Annotated in this window: 1 protein-coding gene; it reads left to right on the forward strand. The window is 50.0% G+C overall.

The features are described from left to right. A partial coding sequence (locus R7P64_RS24705) for an alpha/beta fold hydrolase (RefSeq protein WP_318124279.1) occupies positions 1-520 on the forward strand: 520 nt, incomplete at both ends.

Consider the following 520-nt stretch of genomic DNA (forward strand, 5'->3'; position numbering starts at 1 on the left):
CTACTGGTGCAAACTCACCAACCCTGAACACAAAAAAGCCGTGCTGATCGTCAATGGCCGCATCGAATCTTCCTGGAAGTACCAAGAGCTGTTTTACGATCTCTACCGCCAAGGTTACGATGTGTATTCCTTTGACCACCGAGGACAAGGTTTATCAGATCGCCTATTATCTGACTCTGATATGGGTCACGTCTATGACTTTACTGACTATATTGATGATATGGACGTGGTGATCAAACAACACGACCTTAAACAATATCAGCAGTGCTTTATCATCGCGCACTCCATGGGCGGTGCCATCGCGACGCGCTACCTGCAAACCCACCCAGAGCACCCATTCACTGGTTTGATTTTAAGCGCCCCCATGTTTGGCATTAACTTGCCGTGGTACTTATCACCCATCGCTATCCCAGTGACGCAAACTCTTTCTGCCGTGTCACCACTGCCGCGTTATGCGCCAGGCCACAAGCCGTACTTTCCCAAGCCTTTTGAGGACAATCCTCTCAGCCAAAGCGCAGGC

It is taken from the genome of Vibrio sp. 2304, assembly GCF_033339475.1.
Lineage (GTDB): Bacteria > Pseudomonadota > Gammaproteobacteria > Enterobacterales > Vibrionaceae > Vibrio > Vibrio alginolyticus.